Genomic DNA, 17,136 nt, shown 5'->3' with positions numbered 1-17,136 from the left:
GCGCAATCTAACTGAAGCACCTCGGTCCATGTGGGAGCTGGCTTGCCACAGTTGATCGCTGTTGAACCACCTGACCTGGCCAGCGGACCACCGCACGCACACTACTTGAATAGGAGCGTTACCCCTATGAGCGTGCACGAACTCAAACGTCCGCAGGCGCTGGAATGGCCTGCCGAACTGCTCGGCAACCTGCCCAAAGCCTTGGAGCATTTGCAGCACTGGGCGCAGCTCACCCCGCTGCACATCGCCCTGCGTCACAAGCGCCAGGGGCAGTGGTATGCCTGGCGCTGGATCGACGTGCTGCGCGACGTCGAGCGCCTGGCCGATGGTTTGCGCCAGCAAGGTTTCAGCGCGCAATCACGCTTGGCCTTAAGCGGCACGTTCGAGCCTGACCTGCTGCTGTTGGCGCTGGCCGCGCAGTCTGCCGGCGGGCAGGTGTTGACCCTGGCCGATGACCTGGAGCCAGAAGCCCTGTACCAACAGCTATGGCGCATTCACCCCAGCCATTCGTATGCCCAGGGGCGGCAGCAGGTGCGGCACTGGCAGTCCGCCAATCCGTTGGATTTCACCCAATTGCTCGGCCCGGCAGACCCGGCGCAACACCTGCAGCGCTGGTGGCAACCGAGCGGTGAAACCGTGTTGTGGAGCGAGGAGGGCACCCACTGGCAAGGCGGCCTGGCGGTAGTCCTGGAGCAATGGTTGAACAGCGGCCACGGCCTGGCTTTTCCGGAAAGCCCGGCCTCGGCCCGACGTGATCGCGGTGAGGTCGCGCCGACCGGCCTGCTGCTGTCCCCCGAGCGTTTACAGCACCTGGCCGACGATATCGAAAGCCGCATGGCGCCCCACGGTACCTGGCGCCGACGCGTGTGTGAGTGGGCCATCGCTCACCCGCAAAGTGGCCTGCGGCGCCTGTTGAAAAATCGTGTACGCAGGTTGCTGGGCTTCCAACGGTTGACCTATATCTGGCAGCCAGCCAGCGCGCAAAAAACCAGCCGCGATCCAGCATGGCTGGCTGAATTCAAACGGGACATCGCATGAGCCAGACCATTCTCCAGGTGCGCGAGATCTCGCTGTCGTTCAAAGGCGTCAAGGCCATCAATGCCTTGTCCTTTGAGGTGCAGCGCGGCGAAATCTGTGCGCTGATCGGCCCCAACGGCGCCGGTAAAAGTTCGCTGCTCAATGTGCTTAACGGCGTGTACCGCTTCGATGCCGGTGAGATTGTGTTTGAGCAACAACACTTGCACCGCATCGACCCTTTGGGTGCGGCGCGTCGAGGTATCGGGCGTACTTTTCAGAACAACGCACTGTTCAAGAAAATGAGCGTGCTCGACAACATCCTTACCGGCCTGTCGCGGCATATGCGCACCAGCTTTATCGAGCAAGCCCTGGGCTTGCCCCGCGCCCGCCGTGAGGCCGAAGCCTTTCGCCTGCGCGGCCAAGGCATCCTCGAATTCCTCGAACTGCAAGCGCACCGCGATGTGCTGGTGGGCAACCTCTCTTACGGTTTGCAAAAGCGCGTAGAGCTGGGCCGTGCCTTGATCGCCGGCCCCAGCCTGTTGCTGCTGGACGAGCCCATGGCCGGCATGAACGCCGAGGAAAAACAGGAAATGGCGCGCTTTGTCGCCGACGTCAACCGCGACCTCGGCACCACCGTGGTGTTGATCGAACACGACATCGGCGTGGTGATGGGCCTGTCCGACCATGTGGTGGTGCTCGACTACGGACGCAAAGTCGGCGACGGCACACCTGCGCAGGTGCAGGCCGACCCCGAGGTGATCGCGGCGTACCTGGGAGTTGCACACTGATGACGTTCTTCTTTGAAACCCTGCTCGGCGGCCTGCTCGCCGGCACCATGTACTCGCTGGTCGCCATCGGTTTCGTGCTGATCTACAAGGCCAGCGGCGTGTTCAATTTCGCCCAGGGCTCGATGCTGCTGTTTGCCGCGCTGACCTTTGTCAGCCTGCATGACCAGGGCGTGCCCTTTGCCCTGGCGTTGCTGCTGACGGTAATCGTGATGATCATCGTCGCCTTGCTCATCGAGCGGCTGGTACTGCGCCCGCTGGTGAACCGCTCGCAGATCACCCTGTTCATGGCCACCTTGGGCCTTTCGTTCATCATCGAAGGCCTGGCCCAAGGGCTGATGGGCTCGCAGGTGCGTGCGCTGGACTTGGGCATCGACGACGTGCCGCTGTTTGTCGGGCCGCTGATGCTCAGCCAGTTTGATTTGATCGCCGCGGCGGCTGCCGTGGTGCTGGTAACCCTGCTGGCGTTGCTGTTCAACAAGACTCGCATCGGTGTGTCGTTGCGCGCCGTGGCGGATGACACCACGGCGGCGCTGTCCATCGGCATCAACCTCAACCGTATCTGGCAGATCGTCTGGGCCGTGGCCGGCATTGTCGGGTTGGTGGCGGGGTTGCTGTGGGGCGCACGCCAGGGCGTACAGTTTTCCCTTTCGCTGGTGGTGCTCAAGGCCTTGCCGGTGTTGATCATCGGCGGCTTTACCTCGATTGGCGGGGCGATTGTCGGCGGGCTGATTGTCGGTGCGGCGGAGAACCTCGCCGAGGTGTATGTCGGCCCCTTGATCGGTGGCGGTATCACGCCGTGGTTCGCTTATGTATTGGCCTTGGCCTTCCTGTATATCCGTCCCGCCGGCCTGTTCGGCGAGCGCGCCATCGAGCGAGTCTGAAACCATGTCGATACCCGTTGTTCAAGAAACCGCGCCGTTATTACTGATTCAGCGGCGTTTGCCCTGGGGTCTGATCGGCTTATTGGCCGTGGCCTTTATCGGGGTGCCGCTGTGGGGCAATGACTATTGGCTCAATGCGATCCTGATCCCGTTTCTGGTGCTGTCGCTGGCCGGTCTGGGCCTGAATCTGCTCACCGGCTATACCGGGCAAACCTCAGTGGGCGCGGCGGGTTTCATGGCCGTTGGCGCGTTTGCCACCTACGGTTTTCTGCTGCGTCTGCCCGAGCTGGGCCTGCCGGTGGCGCTGCTCGGCGGTGGGGTGATCAGCGCGCTGGTTGGGCTGCTGTTTGGTTTGCCCAGCTCACGGATCAAAGGCTTCTACTTGATGGTCACCACGCTGGCGGCGCAGTTCTTTTTGGAGTGGCTGTTCGTCAAATTCCCCTGGTTCTACAACTACGGCTCCTCCGGGACCATTTCGGCGCCGAAGCTTTCGCTGTTCGGCCATGACCTCAATACGCCGCTGGGCCGTTACTGGCTGACGTTGGTCACAGTGCTGCTGTTGACCTGGACCGCCATCAACCTGGTGCGCAGCCAGGTGGGGCGTAACTGGATGGCGATCCGCGACATGGACACCGCCGCCGCCGTGGTCGGTATCCCGGTGGTGCGCTACAAGCGCCTGGCCTTCGCGGTCAGTTCGTTCTACTTAGGCATCGCCGGCGCGTTGTGGGCCTTTGCCTACCTGGGCACGGCCAGCGCCAGCAGCTTCGATATCAACCGCTCGTTCCAGATCCTGTTCATCATCATTATCGGTGGCATGGGCAGCATTGCCGGCAACTTTGTCGGTGCGGCATTTATCAGTTTGCTGCCGATTTTTCTCAGCCATGCCGGGCAGGCGCTGTTCGGTGGCTCGGTGGATGCGGGGCAGTTGCAGAACCTGCAAAAAATCATCTTTGGCGTGTTGATCATCGTGTTCCTGATCAAGGAACCCGAAGGCTTGATTCGCCTCTTGCACAACCTGCGTGACCGTCTGCGGCAATGGCCGCTGCGTTTCTGACCTTGATGAGAACTCCTATGCGTACATCCTTGAAACGTTCCCTTGTCGGCGCTGCTTTTGCGTTGGCAGCTTTGGCCGGTGCTGTGCCCCAGGCAATCGCCTCGCCCGACCAGCAATTTATCCCGCTGGCCACCTACCGCGTCGGCGCCTATGCCTCCAGCGGCGTGCAGGTGTGGGCCGGGATGATCGACTACCTGCGTTATATCAATGAGGTCGAAGGCGGCATCAACGGCGTCAAACTGGTGTGGCAGGAATGCGAGACCGAATGGACGGCGGAGAAGGGCATCGAGTGCTACGAGCGCTTCAAGAATGGCCTGGATGGCGCGCCGGTCGCGGTCTACCAGCCTAACGGCGCACCGGCGGCGTATGCGCTGAGCGAGCGTGCGGAAGTCGACAAGATCCCGTTGATTACCCTCGGTTATGGCCGCACCGAAGCCACCGACGGCACGGTGTTTCCGTATAACTTCCCGGTGATGCTGACCTTCTACAGCGAAGCGTCCACACTGGTGAATTACATTGCCCAGCGCGAAGGCGGCTTCGACAAACTCAAGGGCAAGAAGATCGCCACGGTCTATCACGATTCGGCTTACGGCCGTGAAACCCTCGGCCCGTTGAAGTTACTGGCCGAGAAATACGGCTTTGAAAATATCCAGATTCCCGTGGCCGACCCGGGCAACGAGCAGTCGGCGCAATGGCGCCAGGTGCGCCAGGCCAATCCGGACTGGGTGTTTTTGCGCACCTGGGGCGTGTCCACGCCGGTGGCGGTGAAGACCGCTGCGCGCTTTGGCTTCCCGGTTGACCACATCATTGGCGATATCTGGGCCAGTTCCAGCGAAGACGTGCTGCCCGCAGGTGCCGCCGCCAAAGGTTACCTGGCGCTCACGCCTTACCCGGCAGGCGCTGATTTCGAGATCCATAAACGCCTCAAACAGTACATCCTCGACAAGGGCCACAGCGACCTCAAGGACCTGAAAAACTTCGGCAGCGTCTACTACAACTCCGGCCTCGTGAATGCCGCCGTGGCGGTGGAAGCGATTCGCACTGCCCAGGCCAAGTTCGGCAAGCGCCCACTCAATGGCGAGGAAGGCCGTTGGGGCCTGGAACACTTGAATATCGATGATGCGCGCCTTAAAGACATGGGCTATCTGGGCCTGATGCAGAACCTCAAGCTGTCGTGCCGCGACCACGAAGGCGGCGGCTCGGCGCGTGTGCAACAGTGGGACGGCGCCAACTGGACGCTGATCAGCGACTGGATCGCCGCCGACCGTGCGCTGCTGCGCCCGCTGATCGATGAAAAGTCCGCCGCGTTCGCCAAGGAAAAAGGCCTGACGCCGCGTACCTGCACCGGGGATGAATAAGCCATGAGCCAGCCCGCCGCTGAACCTGCGAGCCCGTCACTGTTAAACGTCAATGACATCGAAGTGATCTACGACGGCGCCATACTGGCGGTGGCCGGGGTCTCGCTGCACGTGCCCAAGGGCGCCATCGTGGCGTTGCTGGGTGCCAACGGTGCCGGCAAAAGCACCACGCTCAAGGCCATTTCGGGGCTGGTACGCGCCGAGCGCGCCGAAGTCAGCCGTGGCGTGATCGAGTATGCCGGCCGCGACCTGGCCGGCATCGACCCCAGCCAACGGGTGCGCCAGGGCATGGTCCACGTATTGGAAGGCCGCCATGTGTTCGGCCAACTGAGCGTGGAAGACAACCTGCGCAGCGGCGGCTTCGTGCGGCGCCTGAGCCGCCAAGACATGGAGCACGACCTGGAGCGTATCTACGCCTGGTTCCCACGGCTCAAGACCAAGCGCCACACCCGCGCCGGGCTGACCTCCGGCGGCGAGCAGCAAATGGTCGCCATTGGCCGCGCCTTGATGACCCGGCCGACGTTGGTGTTACTCGACGAACCCTCCATGGGTTTGGCGCCGATGATCGTGCAGGAGATTTTCGCAATCATCGCCCAGCTTAACCGCGAGCAACAGGTGAGCTTCCTGATCGCCGAGCAGAACATCAATGTCGCGCTCAACTATGCCTCCCACGGCTATGTGCTGGATACTGGGCGCGTGGTTTTGAGCGGCAGTGCGGCTGAACTGCTGGCGCGGGGTGATTTGCATGATATTTATCTGGGCAAACAGTAAGGGCGAATGTGCATGACTGAATCCATCCGCAACGCTGATGTGCTGATCATCGGCGGCGGCTTGAGCGGCACCATGCTGGCGGTGCAACTGCTGCGCCAGCCTGGCAAGCGGCAGATCCTGGTGATTGAACCACGCAAGGAACTTGGCCGTGGCGAGGCCTACAGTGCCGTCGAACTGGGGCACACCCTGAACGGCAATGCGGCGCGCATGAGTGTCGACCCGGACAACCCCGATGACTTGACCCAATGGCTCACCGACTACATCGGTGCTGGGGGCTGGCCGGAGTCGAATCAGCAGCCTGTACCCATCAGTGAGTTGTTCCCGCCACGCGGGATTTTTGGCGTGTATGCGCAACAGCGTCTGGCTGAGGCCAAGGCGCTCTCGGCTTCCACGGTCGAGCATATTCGTGCCGAGGTGGTCGACCTGCAAGTGGATGCCGACTCAACTCGGCTGACGCTGGATAACGGCCAACAATTGCGCGGTGCTCAGGCCGTATTGGCCACTGGCATGTTCCCGGCGGCACGCACGCCGCAGACCGAATCCAGCGGCTTGAATGCAGCGGCAGTGGACCCGTGGGACGTCAAGGCCATGCGCCAGATCGAGCCGCAGTCGACGGTGCTGATCATCGGTTCCGGGCTTACCATGGTGGATGCCGTGGTGTCCCTGGAACAGGCCGGCCATCGCGGGCCGATCGAGATATTTTCGCGCCATGGCCTGCTACCCCATGTGCGCCGGCAACCGCCGAGCTGGGTGGACTTCCTCGCCGACGACCACAACCTGCGCAGCCCTCGACAGTTGCTGCGCGAGGTGCGGCGCCAATGCCAACTGGCGGTGGAACAGGGCATTGATTGGCAAGCGCCGCTGGACACGGTGCGAGCGCATATCGGCCGCTTGTGGAGCCAGGCCAGTGAGCGCGAGAAACGCCAGTTCGTGCGCCATGTAAGGCCGTGGTGGGAGAGCCATCACCATCGCTCGCCGCCATTGAGCGCGCAGTTGGTGGCGCGGTTGCATGAAGCAGGACGGTTGCGGATTCAGGCGGCGTCGTTCAAGGGGCTGGTGGCGTCGGACAACGGCGTGACGATCAAGCTGCGACGGCGCGGCGAACAAGCTGTCACCCAGGTGTCGGGTGCTGCGTTGATTAACTCCAGCGGTATTGAGTACGACTGGCGGCGAGTGGCCAAACCGCTGCCGCAGCAGTTGCTCAAACGTGGGTTGATCAAGCCTGGGCCGTTGGCGTTGGGAATTGCGGCGGATACATCAGGTGCAGTGCTGGATGCTCAAGGCCAGGTCAGCCAACGCCTGTTTGCCATGGGCCCGCCCTTGCGGGGGATGTGGTGGGAGAGCACGGCAGTCACCGACGTGGCGATTCAAGCCAAGGCCCTGGCCGCCAAACTCACCTCAGCATGAATGTGGGAGCTGGCTTGCCTGCGATAGCGGTGGGTCAGGCACAGCTGTTCTAACTGACAGTCCGCCATCGCAGGCAAGCCAGCTCCCACCTTTGGATCTCCAGCTATTTTGATGTTTTTACAAACCCCGGCTTGAGCCCAAACACCTCGACACCTTCGGCGGTTGACTGTCCTGTGGTGACTTTCACCCGCTCAACCGGCTTATCCATCGCGGCCCGATATTCCACGCTCATGTCCGGCTGGATCGCCTGGCTCGGCACCACAATCGCCTGCGCATTGTTGTAGGTGACGATGGTCAACCGCGCACTCATCCCCAGCCGCACCCGCTGCAATTGCTGCGCAGTGAGCGTGGGGATCGACAAGGTGACCGGAAACTGCGCGCTGCCCTGGCTATCGCTGGCAATCGCCAGGCCGCTGACCACGCTGACGGAGCCGGTCAGGCGCTCGCCGTCAAAGCCATCACCCATCACTTCCACGGCCTGGCCCTGATGCAACTGGTTGATGTCCAGTTCCGACACCTTGGCGACAATTTTCAGCCGTTCGATATTGGCCAGCCCGAACAGCACCTGCCCCTGGCTGACCTTGCTGCCGGCCTGCACCGGTGCGTTGTTATTGGCTCCCCCTGGCGAGGAGTTATTGCTGCCCGGCGCCGGCACGACGATGCCGGAGAAGGGCGCCTTGACCTCTTGGCCGTCGAGCAGCTTGTGCAGGGCGTCGTATTTCACCGTGGCGTTGGTCAGCTCCATCTCGGCGATTTGTCGGTATTCGCCTTTGCCCTGATCTTGCGCCTGCTGCAGCTCGCTGCGGGCCGAGGCCAGGTCCAGTTGTTGCTGTTGGGTCTGCTGCTTGAGATCGTCCAGCTCGTTGCGCGGGATGATGCCGCGCTTGAACAGGTTTTCACTCTCGGTGAGTTTGCGCTGGGTGTTGCCGGCGGTCATTTCTGCGGTGCGCAGGCTGCGGCGTGCGCGGCTGACGGCGGGGCTGCTGTCCCAGTCTTGCATCTCTTGCACGGTGCGTCGGGCCTTGAGCTGGGCGGAAAGCGCGTCGCGCAGTTGCACTTCGAGGGTGGAGGGGTCCATGCGCAACAGTACCTGGCCGGCCTCGACGCGTTGGCCTTGTTCAACCAGGTTGACCAGCACATTGCCGTCGAACGGCGCGGTGAGGGTGATGGTGGTGTCGGGTTCGATCTTGCCCACCAGGCCTATCTGGTGCACCAACGGGTCGGGCTTGACTGCCAGCCATTGCTCGGTTGCGGCCGGCTGATCGGTAGCCGGGCTGCGCAGGGCAATGCCTGCGCCCGCCAACAGCACGACGATCACGGCACCCAGCAGGTATTTTTTATTAGTAGTCATTGAGGGCGATTTCCCAACTTTCCAGCGTCATGCCCAGGGTCAAATCGAGCTGGGTCTGGGCGTTCAGATAAGCGATCAGTGCATTGAGCCGCGCGTTTTCGGCGTTGCGCAGGTCAGTTTCGTAACTCAACACCTGGAAGTTGGTGGAGCGCCCGGCACTGAGTTTTTCCCGCTCGATTTCGATCTTGCGCCGCGACAGCTCGACGGCGCGCTGGGAAATTTCATATTGGCGCCAACGCGTGCCCAGGTCGCGCACCACGTCGTTGACACTGCGTTCCAGTTCCTGGCGCGCATCGGTGATACGGATCTCCTGGTCTTCCACATTGACCCGCGCGCGCACCTCGGCCTGGCGGGTGCTGATGTCGCCGATGGGAATCTGCACCTGCACCCCGGCGTAGCTGTTCCAGGTGCGGTTATTGTTGTTGCCGCTGTCATTGTTGCTGTAGGCATCGCGCAGCTGGTTGGCGCCTGCCACCAGGTCCACCTGCCAGCGCCCGGAGTCTTTGGCGATCACCAGGTTGAGGTCGGCCTGTTGGCTGCCGAGCAGGGCGGCGAGGTACTCCGGCTGCTGGGTCTGCGCCAGGCTGAAGGCCTGGCGTTTGTCGATGGTCATCGGCTTGGCTTCCAGGGCTTCGCTGGCGCGGATCGGCGTCGACAGGTCCAGCGCCAGCAGGCGCAGCAAGGCCAGGCGGCTGGTGTCGAGTTGGTTCTGGGCCTCTTCCACGCCCAATTGCTGGGTGGCGATATCGGCTTCGGTCTGCACGATTTCGAACTCAGCCATGCGCCCCGCGCTGATCAGCGCCTTGTTCACGTCCAGCAAGGTGTTGGAGCGCTTGAGTGCGTCCTGGACGATGCTCAACTGCTCTTGGGCGCGCAGCAGTTCGCGGTAGGTGGCGATGATCTGGCTGATGGTCTGCGCCACGGTGGCCTTGAGGTTCAGGCGGTTGGCCTGCTCCGACAGGCGCGACAGGCGCAGCGGCGCGGTGGTGGCGTCCCAGCCGCCGCCGCGCATCAGCGGTTGGATCAGCGTGAGGTCGAGGCCGTCGCTGCGGTAGCGGCCGGCGCGGTCGGCGTTGTTCAGTTGTTGGGTCCAGGCCATGCTCAACTGGGTGCCGTACTCACTGAGCAAGGTCGCTCTCGGCGCCAGGTTGGCATTGCGCGCGTTGTCGGCCGAGCCGCGACTTTGGCGGTAGTAACTGTTCAGGGAGAGCTTGGGGTTGAAGGTGTCTTCGGCCACCCGCAGGTCGAACTTTTGCGCCACGCGTTGCAGGTACGCGCTGCGGATCGCCGGGTTTTTGCGCAGGCCCAGGTACACCGCATCACCCAGGGTCAGCGTCGTGACCTGGTTATTGAGCGACACACTGCGGTCATAGCCACTGCGGGTGGTGCTCGGCGCCGATGGGTTGATCACCACATCGGCGGCCATGGCTGGCAGGCTTGCCAGGGCGAGTAACCACAGCCATTTATTCATCGCGCAGGGCCTCCACCGGCTGCAGCCGCGAGGCCGAGACCGCCGGGTAGATGCCAAAGAACAAACCCACCAGCAAGGTGCTGCCCACCCCCAGCGGCAGGGCGGCGGCGGCCAGGGCAAATTCCCAGCCCGACAGCCAGGCGTAGAGCCACGCGGCGGTCATGCCCAGCACCGCACCGCACAGCGCACCCACCGCCGTCAGCGTGACCGCTTCGAGCAAAAACAGATTGCGGATGTCACGCTGGCGCGCGCCCAGGGCCATGCGGATGCCGATTTCGCGGCGGCGCTCCGAGACATTCATCAGCATCACGTTCATCACGCCGACACCGCCACCGACCAGGGAAATCGCGCCCAGCGCCAGCAGCAAGTAGGCGAACGTGCGGCTTTGCCGGGTCATGCCATCGATCATTTGCTGGGGCACCTGAATGTCGACATCGTGGTCGGTGAGCTGGCTTTTCAGGGCAACTGCGGCCTCACGGGCGATGCGCTCCATGTCCTGGCCGGGTGCGGCGCGGATGATCACATTGCCGATCTGCGGCGTCGGGTAGATGCGCCGCATGCCTTCGGCGGGGATAAACAGCGATTCGTTGGCCTGCACCGGCATCAGCATCGCGCGGGGTTGGTTGTGCAGGATGCCCACCACCAGGAACAGGTAATCGTTGATACGCACACGGTCGCCCAGCTTCAGCGGGTTGCCCGGCGTGCCCAAGGCCTGGGCGACTTGATCGCCGATCACGCCGTAGGTTTCGTTGGCGTCGAAGGCGGACAGAAATCGCCCCTCGCGCAGGGCCAGGCGCATGGCGTCCTTGATATCCGCGGTGCTGCCGACGAAGTTGGCGTTGGCCGTGCGGCCTTGGAACACCAGCGGCCCGCTGAACAGGCTGAGCGCGCCGATATGGGCAATGCCCGGCACCGCCTGGCGCACCGCGTCCAGGTCAAGGCTGGCGCGCATCGGTGCATTGCTGTTGCCTTTGGACGGGAACTGGGCGATCAGGGTGTCGGTGCCCATGTCCTTGAAAATCATCGCCGCGTCCACCGCCGCGTTATGGCCGATATTGATCAGGGCCACCACCGATGAGCTGCCGATCACGATGCCCAGCAACGCCAGGATCGAACGTTTGCCCAGGGTGCGCAGGCTCACAAAGGCTTCATGCAGCAGTTGGCTCAGGCTCTGTTCGACCCGCTGGCTCATAGGCGCCCAGCCTCATGCACCACGCCATTGCGTACCAGGATCTTGCGCTCCAGGCGCTCGGCGATGTGTGCATCGTGGGTGACGATAATCAGCGTCACCTGCTGCTCGCGGTTCAGGGCCAGGAGCAGGTCCATGATCTCCTGGGCAGTGGTGCTGTCGAGGTTGCCGGTGGGTTCGTCGGCGAGGATCACCGACGGCTTGCCGACCAGCGCGCGGGCGATCGCTACGCGTTGGCGCTGGCCACCGGAAAGATCGGCCGGGCGGTGGTGGGCGCGCTCGGCCAGGCCGACTTGCGCGAGCATGCGCAGCGCCTGTTCCACCGACTCATGGCGCGACACGCCACGGTAACTGAGGGGCAGGGCGACGTTGTCCAGGGCACTGAGGCGGGGCAGCAGGTTGAAACTCTGGAACACAAAGCCGATCTGCTGGTTGCGGATCGCCGCCAGCTCATCCGGCGTGGCGCTGAAGATATCGTGGCCGGCAAAGTGGTACTGGCCGCCGTCGGGCAAGTCCAGCAGGCCAAGAATATTGAGCAGGGTACTTTTGCCGGAGCCTGAGGCGCCGAGAATGCCGCAGCTGTCGCCGGGGGCGATGGACAGGCACACGTCATTGAGAATCGACAGGTGTTGCCCGGCGAGCTGATAGCTCTTGCCGATGCCTTGCAGGGAGATCAAGCCTGGGTGCGCGGGGGTATCTGTCATCATGACTACGCCTGCAGTCTCGACGCTATCGCCACGCCCCCGGCAAAGCCTTGTAACAAGTTCGGGAACTGCCTGATACGCGCCACGGACTGGTTTTATTTCTTGTTTTTAAAATATTGTTTGAATAGTAACCGCGATCAACGCGCTTCGCCAGCCATGGATGTAGAGCGGTTTCACCTCTTGTGACGATTTGCCGGTCGTTCGGCTGCGGCGCCTGAAAATCCCTTCGGCTACCCTCGACAGGCCTGTTTATACAGGCCTTTCGTAGCATGGCGCAGTGTCACTACTTGCTTTCGAAGGGCTGCCCCGGTATAAAAAATCAAATTATTTTTTAAAACAATATTTCCCACGTGGAACCTTTCATGGTCGCGAAGAAACTCAGCGCTCCAAACGTTACCAAGACTCGACTGCTGGATGCGACAGAGGCTCTTTTCATCAAATACGGCTATGACGCCGTGTTGCTCCGGCAGATTACCGAGCGCGCCCAGGTGAACCTGGCCGCCGTGAACTACCACTTCGGGGACAAGGACTCCCTGATGAAAACCCTGCTGATGCAACGCCTGGAGCCGCTCAACGAGCAGCGCCTGGAACTGCTCGCGCGCTGCGAAGCCGAGGCCGATGGCCCGCTCGACTGCGACACCTTGCTCGGCGTGCTGTTCGCCCCGGCCATGGGCCTGGAACGCAGTGACCCGGCCAGCGGGGAAGGGCGATCATTTATCCGTTTCCTGGGCCGGGTGTACAGCGACACCTCGCCGTTTATCCAGGAATACCTCAAGGTGCATTACCAGCCGGTGTTCCAGCGCTTCTTCGAAGCCTTCGCCCTGGCCCTGCCGGATCTGCCACGCAATGAGCTGGGCGTGCGCCTGCAATTTGCCCTCAAGGCGATTTCCGGGGTAATGGCCGGCACTGAACTGCGCCTGCTGATGAACTCCATGAGCCTGGGCCGCCCGGCCACGGATGCCGAGGTCATGGCCAAGCTGATCACCCTGGTCTCGGCCGCAATTCGCGTACCGCAGCAAAGCCCCGAAGCGGAAACCGCACTGGCCAAGGTGCTCGACACCCAGCGCGCCATTCGCGAACAAGCCGCTGCGCCCGCCACCAAAGCCGCACGTTAAATCCCTAAATCCAAAGCAAAAAAAAACCCGCTGGGGCGGCGGGTTTTGATGTGCAGCGTTTGTAACGGATGAGGCTTCACCCTACGGCTGCGGATGTGAATAAATCGTGAAAAAAATGTAAGAAAATGGCTGGGGTAGACAGATTTACGCTGGTCGCGTGGTCTGTCGGATTTTACCTACGCGCCAGCCACTCGTCGCCACTGTCAGTTCTGACAGTAGATTTGCCGATTGCTCCAAGCGCCTTATTTACCTTGCTCGTCGCGCTATTCCTGCGCGGCCTTAATCCAGCAAGGTGATAGTTATGTCTACCCCTCCAGATAACTTCGATAGGCTAGATGTTGGCCCCTACCCGCCGTCCGACGGAATAAACCTGAGCAATACGAAGTATAAGGAACTGGCCCGTATAGGCCTGGGGCGTAATGAATTACTGCCCATCTGTTATTGGATTTTTGAGCCGTGGACAGACTGGGCTCAGTTTGACCGCTGTGCCGTTCAGTTGGGTCTGCCTAATCCAATGAAGGCCGAAGCCGTTACCGTGGAGATAAAAAAACGATATTCTGTTAGCTTCGATGGATACAAGATTTCCGACGGAAACCATAGATTCTATGGGCAGGTCTTTCGAGCGGGTTCGGGGCAAGAAGTTCGTTCGGACGAAGATTTGGTTTTTTGCAAACAGAGTATACCGGGCGGTAATGATCCCAACCCCGGGGAACCGTGGCATAGCGGCCTGTTGATGAAAGTTGTAGATCTTCCGGAAGGCTCGAGCATCACGAAAAAAATTGCTGAAAGTGGCATTCAGATCTGGGTGTATCCTTATTTGGACATCCGCCAGAATGACAGCAATATATTCTATTTCGGTACGTTTTCGTATACGCATACGGTCAGTCCGACAGAGGCGTCCCAAAAGGGCGGCTACCCTGTGTCAGTTCCCTACGAGGGCTACCTGGAAAAGCTTCCATCGCGCGGAACTTTCACTGTTCGCATGGGCGTGAAGGACGTAGTGGGGAATGAGCCTCTGGGGGCGTACACCCTTTCCAAGCCCTATATGTTGCGCAGCGAAATAGATCCCAACTTACTCAACGCCCCCGTGGTGATGAAGAACAGCGATGAAATTACCGTCGTTGATCTGGATGTCCCATTTGATGCTGAAGTTATAGTGTTGATCCACCCCCCCAAATCAAAACCGGCACCCAAGCCGCTCAACAAAATCGTATTGGTTGTGGAAGCTTCCCCGGAGGGCGGTTCACCCGTCATTACGCGCTTCGACGCCATCACGGACAGAAATTTTGAATCAGAGACGATCTCACTCCCCAGTAAATTTTTCCATGACATAGGCCGCGGCACGATACGCCTATGGTGGGAGTGGAGGACTGCTAAGGATGTCTTCATTAAAGAATCGGGTAGTTACTCGCTCGATATAACCGGTACACCGACACGGATGCCGGCGCTGAAACTTCTCCACCCTTTTAACGCCGGGCTGATTTCAGCAGATGTGAATGGAGTCGCTGAGGTTCCGATATATTCACCTTATGCAGCGAACAACCTCGAGCTTATACAAGCGGTGCACAAAGGCGGCCAAAACGGTGCGACACTCGTTACTTTGAGTAGGCAGCGCGCCGGTGCTGAGGGCGGAACACAGGTATTGCCGGCAGACCTCTTGAAACAGTTCGATGGGCTGGGGCCGTTTGATGTTTTTTTAGACGTAAGAATGTTCAATGGGAACAGTCCTCGTCAATCAGAAGTCGTGATGGCTGAGGTGGGCAAGGCGCTTCCAGTATTGCCTGAAGTGTATATTAAAGAGGCTAAAAAATTCTACGGTAACTGGAACCTTGACCTGAAGGATTTGAATGGCTATTCGGTTGGGGTCTACTTTAATTATGCCAATACAAAAGTCGGGGACACGATAGTCCTTACCCTTGCAGGGGAATCGCCGAGAAACTATCTTCAAATTGAAATTGATATCTTTGAGGATATTGCAGGGGAGGCCTTGTTGGAACTTGAGACACCCATTGAGCAGGCGTTTATTGAGCATAACCTAGGCAAGAGTCTCGATATCTATTACAGCGTGATGAGCCCAGGGGCGCCGCCCGTCACCCTGCGCTCGGAAGTGCTCAAGCTTAGTATCGGTGAGCCGGTGAACCTCGAAAGCTTTAAACTGCTTGAGGCGAACGCCACCGCGATGACGATTAACCCGGTGGCTGTCATCAACGGCGCGAATGGCGAGGTGAGGTACTCGAAGGCCGCAAAAGGTGACCGCCTTCTTATTTCCTGGCTTGGGCAGTATGGTATCAGCCAACATAAGCTAGAAATAACGGTTGATCCGAAGCTCGGTGTTTTCACATTTAAAATTCCGGTTGAAGTGATCACACTGGCGGTGCGGCCTGATGGCAATAATATCCTGATGAATTGCACGTTGCTTCGCGGGTCATTCAGCTACGCGTTCGAGCCTTTGCAGTTATTGCTGTTGCCTCTCGATGCACTGCCCAGGCCGTATATCAGCAAATACGCACATACCACGGTGCTGCCGGTCTACGAGCTGGATGCGCCTCGCTGGATTATTGATGTATGGAAATTTATCAGCGTGGGTCAGTTCATGTTCATGACGATCACTGGCGAATTCGCTGATGGCGGACTTTACGAAAATAAAATTTTTACGCCGAACGAGGTCATCGCAGATCACCTTGCCAAGGGCGTCTCCGTTCCTTTGGCGATGGATAAAATACCTCTGCTTAAGGACGGCTCATTGTTAAAAGTTTCGTTCTCGGTCAGTTTTGTAAAAATTCCTCTTATGCAGACGGCGATACCTTTTGGCGAAACAGCCTATGTGATCCAGCAACTTCCTACCGTGCTGGCCTTCCCGACCCTTATTGGCGCCGCCACGATCGCACAAGAAACAACGGTTGACCCACTGGCCATTGAGAAAAGCGTTGTCGTCAAAATAGTACTTAAAGGTATGCGCGCCTCGGACATTTTATTGTGTAAATGGATACAGGAAAATGGAGAGGTTGTAGAGTTGGAGGTTCCAGGCAGTGCGACGGGCTCAGTGTTGGCCGATTTTACTGGGGAGCAGGCGCTGCACAATGGTGTTGGGCGCAGGGTACAGTTGATGTACGTACTCGTGCGTGATGGAAAATCCACGCCCTCTGAAGTTCAAACAGTATCGGTTGCTGCGATTGCGCCCGCTAACCTTCCGAAGGCAACGATCAATAATCAAGCTGCTGGTACCACTGTCGATTTGAATACCTTTGCCGGTAATACACGAGCGGACATGGTCAAGGTCCCGCTGTGTAAAGCAGGGCAAACAATATGGATAACCCTTATTGGTGGTGGCAGGTCGGTGGAAATATTACCCGCTCATACCATCAATGTGGATGAAGTAAAAAATGGTTTTGTAAATATACCCGTATTGCGTGGCACGCTGACGGCACTGCCTAATGGTACAACGTTTCAGCTGGAGGTGAGGGTTGCCTTCGATGGCGGTGTGGACAAAACCCGAGCGTTGGTGTTTCCGTTAGTGCAGTACACTAAGTCTGATTCATTTGCGACACTGGGTACTAACTTTGTCTACGGGTTAGGCCCTTGGACGCCAGGCAATGGAGCAGATCGATATAAGTTTTCGGGATCAGGACTTGATTTGTCTACTATTGCAGATAGACCGCCCACTTATGCGGGGCCGGTAATCACGACCTATCTAAATCTTAACGCTGTTCATATCTATCAAGTTTCATTTACTATATTTAATTATTCGCCGTCAGGTGGATGGAACTTGGATCCTTCTCTCGCAATACATGTAGGAGGGCGATTGATTTCTGGCGTGGTCTCGCCGCCCAAGAATACTTGGTACACGCTAGCCGCTAACGTTAAGGTTCCTGCAAACGGGGTAACGGCCGTTACCCTTCATAACTATCAGAATAGTGGCTTAGGTAACGATTTCATCGTCAACTCCGCCAGCATCATTCGCCTGACATGATCCTTCCTCGCTGAACAATCGGGACAGCTCTACCTAACCGTAGGCTGTCCCTTTTTTCAC

General features: G+C 59.6%; 13 protein-coding genes. 9 read left to right on the top strand and 4 right to left on the bottom strand.

Going from position 1 to position 17,136, the window contains the following annotated elements:
• Positions 1–126 precede the first annotated feature (126 nt).
• Genes AOA62_RS30935 through AOA62_RS30905 form a run of 7 tightly spaced genes read left to right on the top strand, consistent with a single transcriptional unit; the run spans position 127 to position 7,276 of the window.
• Positions 127–1,038, top strand: a complete 912-nt coding sequence (locus tag AOA62_RS30935; protein WP_099550534.1) for an AMP-binding protein — start codon at positions 127–129, stop codon at positions 1,036–1,038.
• The gene (locus tag AOA62_RS30930) at positions 1,035–1,805 is read left to right on the top strand and encodes an ABC transporter ATP-binding protein (protein WP_099550533.1); all 771 of its coding nucleotides are present in this window, start codon (positions 1,035–1,037) and stop codon (positions 1,803–1,805) included. Before AOA62_RS30935 ends, AOA62_RS30930 begins: the two co-directional genes overlap by 4 nt.
• Positions 1,805–2,686: a branched-chain amino acid ABC transporter permease gene (locus AOA62_RS30925; protein ID WP_099550532.1), complete on the top strand. Its 882-nt coding sequence runs from the start codon at positions 1,805–1,807 to the stop codon at positions 2,684–2,686. The genes AOA62_RS30930 and AOA62_RS30925 overlap by 1 nt, the downstream gene beginning before the upstream one ends.
• 4 nt (positions 2,687–2,690) lie before the next feature.
• Complete coding sequence (locus AOA62_RS30920; RefSeq protein ID WP_099550531.1) at positions 2,691–3,740, top strand: branched-chain amino acid ABC transporter permease; 1,050 nt, start codon at positions 2,691–2,693, stop codon at positions 3,738–3,740.
• Positions 3,741–3,757: 17 nt separating this feature from the next.
• Positions 3,758–5,098, top strand: coding sequence for an ABC transporter substrate-binding protein (locus AOA62_RS30915; protein WP_017137549.1), 1,341 nt, complete (start codon positions 3,758–3,760; stop codon positions 5,096–5,098).
• Positions 5,099–5,101: 3 nt separating this feature from the next.
• Positions 5,102–5,869: an ABC transporter ATP-binding protein gene (locus tag AOA62_RS30910; protein WP_017137550.1), complete on the top strand. Its 768-nt coding sequence runs from the start codon at positions 5,102–5,104 to the stop codon at positions 5,867–5,869.
• A gap of 12 nt (positions 5,870–5,881) precedes the next feature.
• The gene (locus tag AOA62_RS30905; protein ID WP_099550530.1) at positions 5,882–7,276 is read left to right on the top strand and encodes an FAD/NAD(P)-binding protein; all 1,395 of its coding nucleotides are present in this window, start codon (positions 5,882–5,884) and stop codon (positions 7,274–7,276) included.
• 103 nt (positions 7,277–7,379) lie between these two features.
• Here AOA62_RS30905 and AOA62_RS30900 read toward each other — a convergent pair whose 3' ends face one another.
• Genes AOA62_RS30900 through AOA62_RS30885 form a run of 4 tightly spaced genes read right to left on the bottom strand, consistent with a single transcriptional unit; the run spans position 7,380 to position 11,994 of the window.
• The gene (locus AOA62_RS30900; protein WP_099550529.1) at positions 7,380–8,627 is read right to left on the bottom strand and encodes an efflux RND transporter periplasmic adaptor subunit; all 1,248 of its coding nucleotides are present in this window, start codon (positions 8,625–8,627) and stop codon (positions 7,380–7,382) included.
• A complete protein-coding gene (locus AOA62_RS30895) occupies positions 8,617–10,098 on the bottom strand; it encodes a TolC family protein (RefSeq protein ID WP_099550528.1) in 1,482 nt (493 codons plus the stop codon). Before AOA62_RS30895 ends, AOA62_RS30900 begins: the two co-directional genes overlap by 11 nt.
• Positions 10,091–11,290 carry an ABC transporter permease gene (locus AOA62_RS30890; RefSeq protein WP_017137554.1) on the bottom strand — a complete coding sequence of 400 codons (1,200 nt, stop codon included), beginning with the start codon at positions 11,288–11,290 and terminating at the stop codon, positions 10,091–10,093. The genes AOA62_RS30895 and AOA62_RS30890 overlap by 8 nt, the downstream gene beginning before the upstream one ends.
• Positions 11,287–11,994 carry an ABC transporter ATP-binding protein gene (locus AOA62_RS30885; protein WP_017137555.1) on the bottom strand — a complete coding sequence of 236 codons (708 nt, stop codon included), beginning with the start codon at positions 11,992–11,994 and terminating at the stop codon, positions 11,287–11,289. Before AOA62_RS30885 ends, AOA62_RS30890 begins: the two co-directional genes overlap by 4 nt.
• Positions 11,995–12,353: 359 nt before the next feature.
• Between AOA62_RS30885 and AOA62_RS30880 the strand changes: the two genes are divergently transcribed.
• Entirely contained in the window at positions 12,354–13,106 is a 753-nt protein-coding gene (locus AOA62_RS30880; protein WP_099550527.1) for a TetR/AcrR family transcriptional regulator, read from the top strand.
• A 301-nt stretch (positions 13,107–13,407) separates the two neighbouring features.
• Complete coding sequence (locus AOA62_RS30875; protein WP_017137557.1) at positions 13,408–17,076, top strand: hypothetical protein; 3,669 nt, start codon at positions 13,408–13,410, stop codon at positions 17,074–17,076.
• Positions 17,077–17,136 lie beyond the last annotated feature (60 nt).

The sequence above is a fragment of the Pseudomonas sp. 2995-3 genome (assembly GCF_002742565.1).
In the GTDB taxonomy this organism is placed as follows: Bacteria; Pseudomonadota; Gammaproteobacteria; order Pseudomonadales; family Pseudomonadaceae; genus Aquipseudomonas; species Aquipseudomonas edaphica.
The sequence above is the reverse complement of the archived record's forward strand: the minus strand, read 5'-3'. Positions and strand labels throughout refer to the sequence as shown.